Annotated in this window: 5 protein-coding genes; 1 reads left to right on the top strand and 4 read right to left on the bottom strand. The window is 72.9% G+C overall.

The annotated features are described in order from the left end of the window. Positions 1-820, top strand: an 820-nt coding sequence (locus tag ACFV4G_RS37890; protein WP_380447142.1) for a sterol carrier protein domain-containing protein, incomplete at its 5' end; no start/stop codon positions are given. A gap of 18 nt (positions 821-838) precedes the next feature. Here the strand turns inward: ACFV4G_RS37890 and ACFV4G_RS37885 are convergent. The 4 genes from ACFV4G_RS37885 to ACFV4G_RS37870 form a co-directional block, all read right to left on the bottom strand. Next, positions 839-1,399, bottom strand: a complete 561-nt coding sequence (locus ACFV4G_RS37885; protein ID WP_380447140.1) for a histidine phosphatase family protein — start codon at positions 1,397-1,399, stop codon at positions 839-841. Between the two features lie 6 nt (positions 1,400-1,405). Further along, on the bottom strand, positions 1,406-1,855 hold the full coding sequence (locus tag ACFV4G_RS37880) for a helix-turn-helix transcriptional regulator (protein WP_380447138.1): 450 nt from the start codon (positions 1,853-1,855) through the stop codon (positions 1,406-1,408). Between the two features lie 30 nt (positions 1,856-1,885). Further along, the gene (locus ACFV4G_RS37875) at positions 1,886-2,749 is read right to left on the bottom strand and encodes an alpha/beta fold hydrolase (protein ID WP_380447137.1); all 864 of its coding nucleotides are present in this window, start codon (positions 2,747-2,749) and stop codon (positions 1,886-1,888) included. A gap of 187 nt (positions 2,750-2,936) precedes the next feature. After that, positions 2,937-4,427, bottom strand: coding sequence for an FAD-binding protein (locus tag ACFV4G_RS37870; protein ID WP_380447135.1), 1,491 nt, complete (start codon positions 4,425-4,427; stop codon positions 2,937-2,939). Positions 4,428-4,595: the final 168 nt, after the last annotated feature.

Genomic DNA, 4,595 nt, shown 5'->3' with positions numbered 1-4,595 from the left:
GTCGGACCCGGGCCGCCGGCCGGTGCCGCGCCACCGGGGCGCGTTCGCCGCGCCCCGGGCCGGCGCCGCCGCGCCGGCGGGCTCGGTCGAACTGCTGCGGCGCGCCGAGTGCGGCGCCATCATGGAGGACGTCTACGACCGGTACCGCCGCGCCCAGCCAGGCGCCGTGTCCCGGCCGCCCCACTGGTGGGCCCGGGGCGCCGGTCACGCGCCGACCGCCCGGACGCCGCGCTACGTCGCCGTCCACCGCGGCGCCGACGGCGTGCCGGACGGGTACGCCAGCTACTCGATGGGCGACCCCGACATCCTCACGGTCGACGAGATCATCGCCACCGACGACGCGGCCTTCACCGCCCTCGCCCGCTACCTGCTCGGCCACGACCTCGTCAGCCAGGTCGTGTTCAAGCACGTCCCGCCGGACCACCCGCTGCGCTGGCAGCTCGCGGACTTCAACGCCGGCCAGGTGGCCAACCACTCCGAGTGGCTGTGGGTGCGGCTGCTCGACGTCCCGCGCGCGCTCACCTCGCGCGGCTGGTTCGCCGACGGCGAGCTCGTCCTCGACGTCGACGACCCGTTCCTCGGCGAGCGCGCCCGCCACCTGCTCACCGTCCGCGACGGCAAGGCCGACTGCGTCCCGACGGACCGCGAACCCGACCTGTCCCTGGACATCCGCGACCTGGGCGCCGTCTACCTCGGCGGCACCGCCCCGAGCACGCTCGTGCGCGCCGGACACGTCCGGGCGCACCACCCGGGCGCGGCCGCCCTCGCCGACGCCCTCTTCCGCGCCGAGCGCCAGCCGCACTGCCTGCACTGGTTCTGACCTGCGGGCGGGGCGCGATCAGTGGGCCGGTGCGGGCCAGTTCGCCGGCAGTGAGTAGTGCCAACCCGCCCGCCAGGCAGGCGGGTTGGCGAGGACCTCCACCAGCGGCACTCCGGTCAGGAGGTGGTCCAGGGCCCACCGGTTCGCCGAGTGCGCGATGAGCAGCACCCGGCGGCCGTCCCAGCGGGCGGCGAGGTCGTGGAGCAGGGCGTCGGTGGCCGCGACGACCTGCCGGTAGCTCTGCCCGCCGGGAAACGGCTCGTCGACGTGCCGGAGCCGCCGGGCGGCGACGAGGGAGGCCGGCGCGCCGTTGAGCTCGCCGTAGTCGCACTCGCGGAGCCGCACGTCCTGGTGCAACGGCGGCACACCGTCCGGGAACGCGATCCGGCCGGTCTCGACGGCCCGGTGCAGGTCGGAGGTGAACACGGCCGCGAACCCGCCGTCGCGCCGCCGCGCGCCCAGCTCCGCCGCCTGCCGCCGGCCTGCTTCCGACAGGCGGCCCGGGAGGTGGCCGGTGGCGATCCCGGCCTCGTTGTCCGTGGTCGTGGAGTGGGTCTCGTAGACGAGCTCGACCGCCATCGAGGACTATCCGTTGCCGGCCGGCTTCGCCCCGCCGCCCTTGACCGGCCGCGTGTGGATCTTCGAGATGCAGGCCGGCAGCGCGGCACCGTCCTCGTGCTCGCGCGCCCGGTACGCGCTCGGGGTCTCGCCGACCAGCTCGGTGAACCGCGAACTGAACGACCCCAGCGACGTACAGCCCACCTCCATGCAGACCTCCGTCACCGTGAGGTCGCCACGCCGCAGCAGGGCCTTCGCCCGCTCGATCCGCCGGGTCATGAGGTAGCTGTACGGCGTCTCCCCGTACGCGGTGCGGAAGCTGCGCGAGAAGTGGCCCGCAGACATGAGGGCGGTGCGCGCAAGCGCCGTGACGTCCAGCGGCTGCGCGTAGTCGCGGTCCATCATGTCCCGGGCCCTGCGGAGCCGGACGAGGTCGTCGAGCGGCACACGGGACGCGTTACCGGCGGCTCTGCTCATCGATGACGTCTCCCCGCTCGGGCCACTGCGTTACGACCGAGGGTACCCGCCGACGCGGGCGATGAGGGCGGAGATGTGGTGAGTGAGCCGCTCCGGGCTCTCCAGCGGCAGGTTGTGGCCGCTGCCCGGGATCGTGTCCAGCTGCGTGTCCGGCAGCGCGCGGGCGAGGTGATGGCTGTGGTTCGGGTTGACGATCTTGTCCTGGGTGCCGGTGAGGACCGTGGTGGGCGCGGTGATGGCGGCCAGCTGCGGTCGCAGGTCCATGTCGTGCGTGGCACCGAAGTAGGCGGCCCGGACGGCGGGCGGGGTGTTCGCGAACAGCTGCCGGTTCTGCTCGCGCGTCGCGAGGGTCGCGGTCGGCGCGAGCGTCTTGCCGAGCAACTGCCGCCCGAGCCACGGCACTCGCAGCGCCCGCGTGAACAGCTGACTGCCCATCATCCGGATCTCCCCGGCCGGGGTCACCTGGTCGTGCGAGGCCGTCGACGCGAGGAGCAGGGCCGCCAGCCGCCGCGGAGCCGCGTCCGGCGTCGCTGCGTGGAGGTGCGCCGCGTAGGCGAGGGCCGCGTAGCCGCCGCCGGAGTGGCCGGCCACGACGACGGGCCGGTCGGGGGACAGCGTGTCGACGACCGTCGCGAGGTCCTGCCCGAGCCGGGCGATGCTGAGCGGCTGCTCCCCGGCGGTGGACGCCGCGTGCCCCCGCTGGTCGTAGGCGGCCACGGTGTGCCCGGCGGCGGCGAGCTGCCGGGCGACGGCGTGCCAGACCGTCCGGGAGGCGGCCCACCCGTGCACCAGCACCACCAACGGGCTGTCCGGGACGGGGGTTTCGGGCCGGTGGAGCGTGACGGCGAGCCGGGCGCCGTCGTCGGTGGTGATGGTGCGGTCGGTGGTGATCATGCCTTCGTCCCCTTGCCCTTGGTGGTGCCTCGGTGGGTGCCTCGGTGGATGTCGCGGTGGGTGTCGCGGTGGGTGTCTCACCCAGTGCCTCGCCCGGTGTTTCGCCCGGTGTCTCGCCCGGAGTCTCGCCCGGTGTCGATGGTGGGTACGGGCATCGGCCTTCCGGGGGTAGGCCGTTCCGGCGCCGTCAGAGGATGTGCTGGCCGGGGGTGAGGGTGTGGCGGGGGTCGTGGCGCTGCTTGGCGGCGGTGAGGGTGGTCCAGCGGGCGCCGTAGTGGCGCTGCCAGTCGGTGGTGGTCATGTTGGGGATGGCGCCGACGAGGTAGCGCTTGGCGCCCAGGCGCACGGCGGCGTCGTAGAGGTCGCGGTTGCGCCGGAGCGCGGCGGTGGGGTCGGTGCCGGGGGCGGGGAAGGTGAGGAAGTCGAAGAGATACGTGGTGGGGTGATCGGGGGTCATGGCGAGAGGCCGGGTGATCTTGCCGGTGGGGAAGGGGTAGAAGAGGAGGAGCCCGGCGCCGAGGTCGGCGGGGGTGACCTTGGTGAGGGCGTAGCGGGCGAACTCCTGGGCCCGGTCGGCGGGGAGGAACATGCTCAGCCAGGGCTTGGGGGCGCTCCAGTAGCCGAGGCTCTTGAGGTTGGCGGCGAAGGCGTCGACGCGGAACGTGTAATCGCGGTAGGTGGTATCGCTGATCTGGGTGTCGCCGGGCACGGGTGTGAGGCCAGCGAGCAGGGGTGCGGCGTCGGGGGGTGTGGTGCCGTTGTAGTGGGCGACGGCCTCGATCTTGTAACGGGCGTTGGGCGTGGGGTTGGCGGGGGATCGGGGCAGGAGGATCTCGCCGACCTGGCCGTCGAATCGCCCGTCGGCCATGATGCGCTCCTGGTCGGCGCAGTAGGCGGCGATGTCATCGTAGAAGAGCAGGAACACGCGCGCGTTCTCCGGCGCCTTGGTGAGGGCGACGGTGGCCCGGGTGATGATGCCGACCTGGCCGGCACCGGCGAGGGCGGCCGCGAACAGACCGCGATTGCGGGTGGCCGAGGCGGTGAGGGTGCGGCCGGTGCCCGTGACGATCTCGATCTCGCTGACCGTGTCGGCCTGCAGGCCGTGCTTCTGGACGGCGTTGCCGATGCCGCCGACGCTGATCGTGCCGCCGATGGAGAGGTGGAGGTAGTCGGTGAGGCACGGCGGGGTGAGGCCCTGCGCGAGGGCGGCGTTGGTGAGCTGGGCCCAGGTGACGCCGGGGTCGACGACGGCGTGGGTGGGGGTGATCGCGTGGATGGTGTCGAGTGAGCGGGCGTCGATCGCGATGCCGCCGGGGACGGCCGCCTGGCCGTAGTTGGAGTGGGACTCGTACTCGCCGTCGGTGCCGCCCTGCCCGTTCATGGCGACGGTGAGGCCGGTCTTGTTGGCGTAGTCGATGATGGCCGCGATGTCGCGGGTGGAGCGGGGCCGCAGCACGGCGCGGGGGGTGTTGTGCGTCAGACGCCCGAAGTCGTCCGAGAAGGCGGCGAGCGTGGTGGCATCGGTGGTGAGCGTGCCGTCGAGCGCCGGGACGGGGACGACGTCGGCGACCGCGTCCGTGGAAGTGGTGGCCCAGGCGCGCGTTGCGGTGTTCCAGCCGATGACGGCGGAGGCCGCGCCGGCGATCAGCGTCCGTCGGGACAGGCCGGGTGTGTGCATGTCGGTGGTCTCATTCCGGTGATGGTTTGTGGGTGTGCTCTTCGGTTTTTTGTTTGTGTGTTGGCTAGTTTTGGGTGGTGGTTTGGTAGTTGGTGTGGTCGAAGTGGTTGGTTTGTTTGTGGTAGGTGTGGGTGTAGGTGGGCCAGATGGTGGGGTTGTTGCCGTGGG

Origin of the sequence: Kitasatospora sp. NPDC059747, from assembly GCF_042732955.1 — a bacterium.
Classification (GTDB): Bacteria; Actinomycetota; Actinomycetes; order Streptomycetales; family Streptomycetaceae; genus Kitasatospora.
Note: the sequence above shows the minus strand (reverse complement) of the source record. Positions and strands in the feature narration are given on the sequence as shown.

Excerpts from the sequence above, each read along its gene's own strand:
- ACFV4G_RS37885 (WP_380447140.1), bottom strand. The coding sequence starts at position 1,399 with ATGGCGGTCGAGCTCGTCTACGAGACCCACTCCACGACCACGGACAAC.
- ACFV4G_RS37880 (WP_380447138.1), bottom strand. The coding sequence starts at position 1,855 with ATGAGCAGAGCCGCCGGTAACGCGTCCCGTGTGCCGCTCGACGACCTC.
- ACFV4G_RS37875 (WP_380447137.1), bottom strand. The coding sequence starts at position 2,749 with ATGATCACCACCGACCGCACCATCACCACCGACGACGGCGCCCGGCTC.
- ACFV4G_RS37870 (WP_380447135.1), bottom strand. The coding sequence starts at position 4,427 with ATGCACACACCCGGCCTGTCCCGACGGACGCTGATCGCCGGCGCGGCC.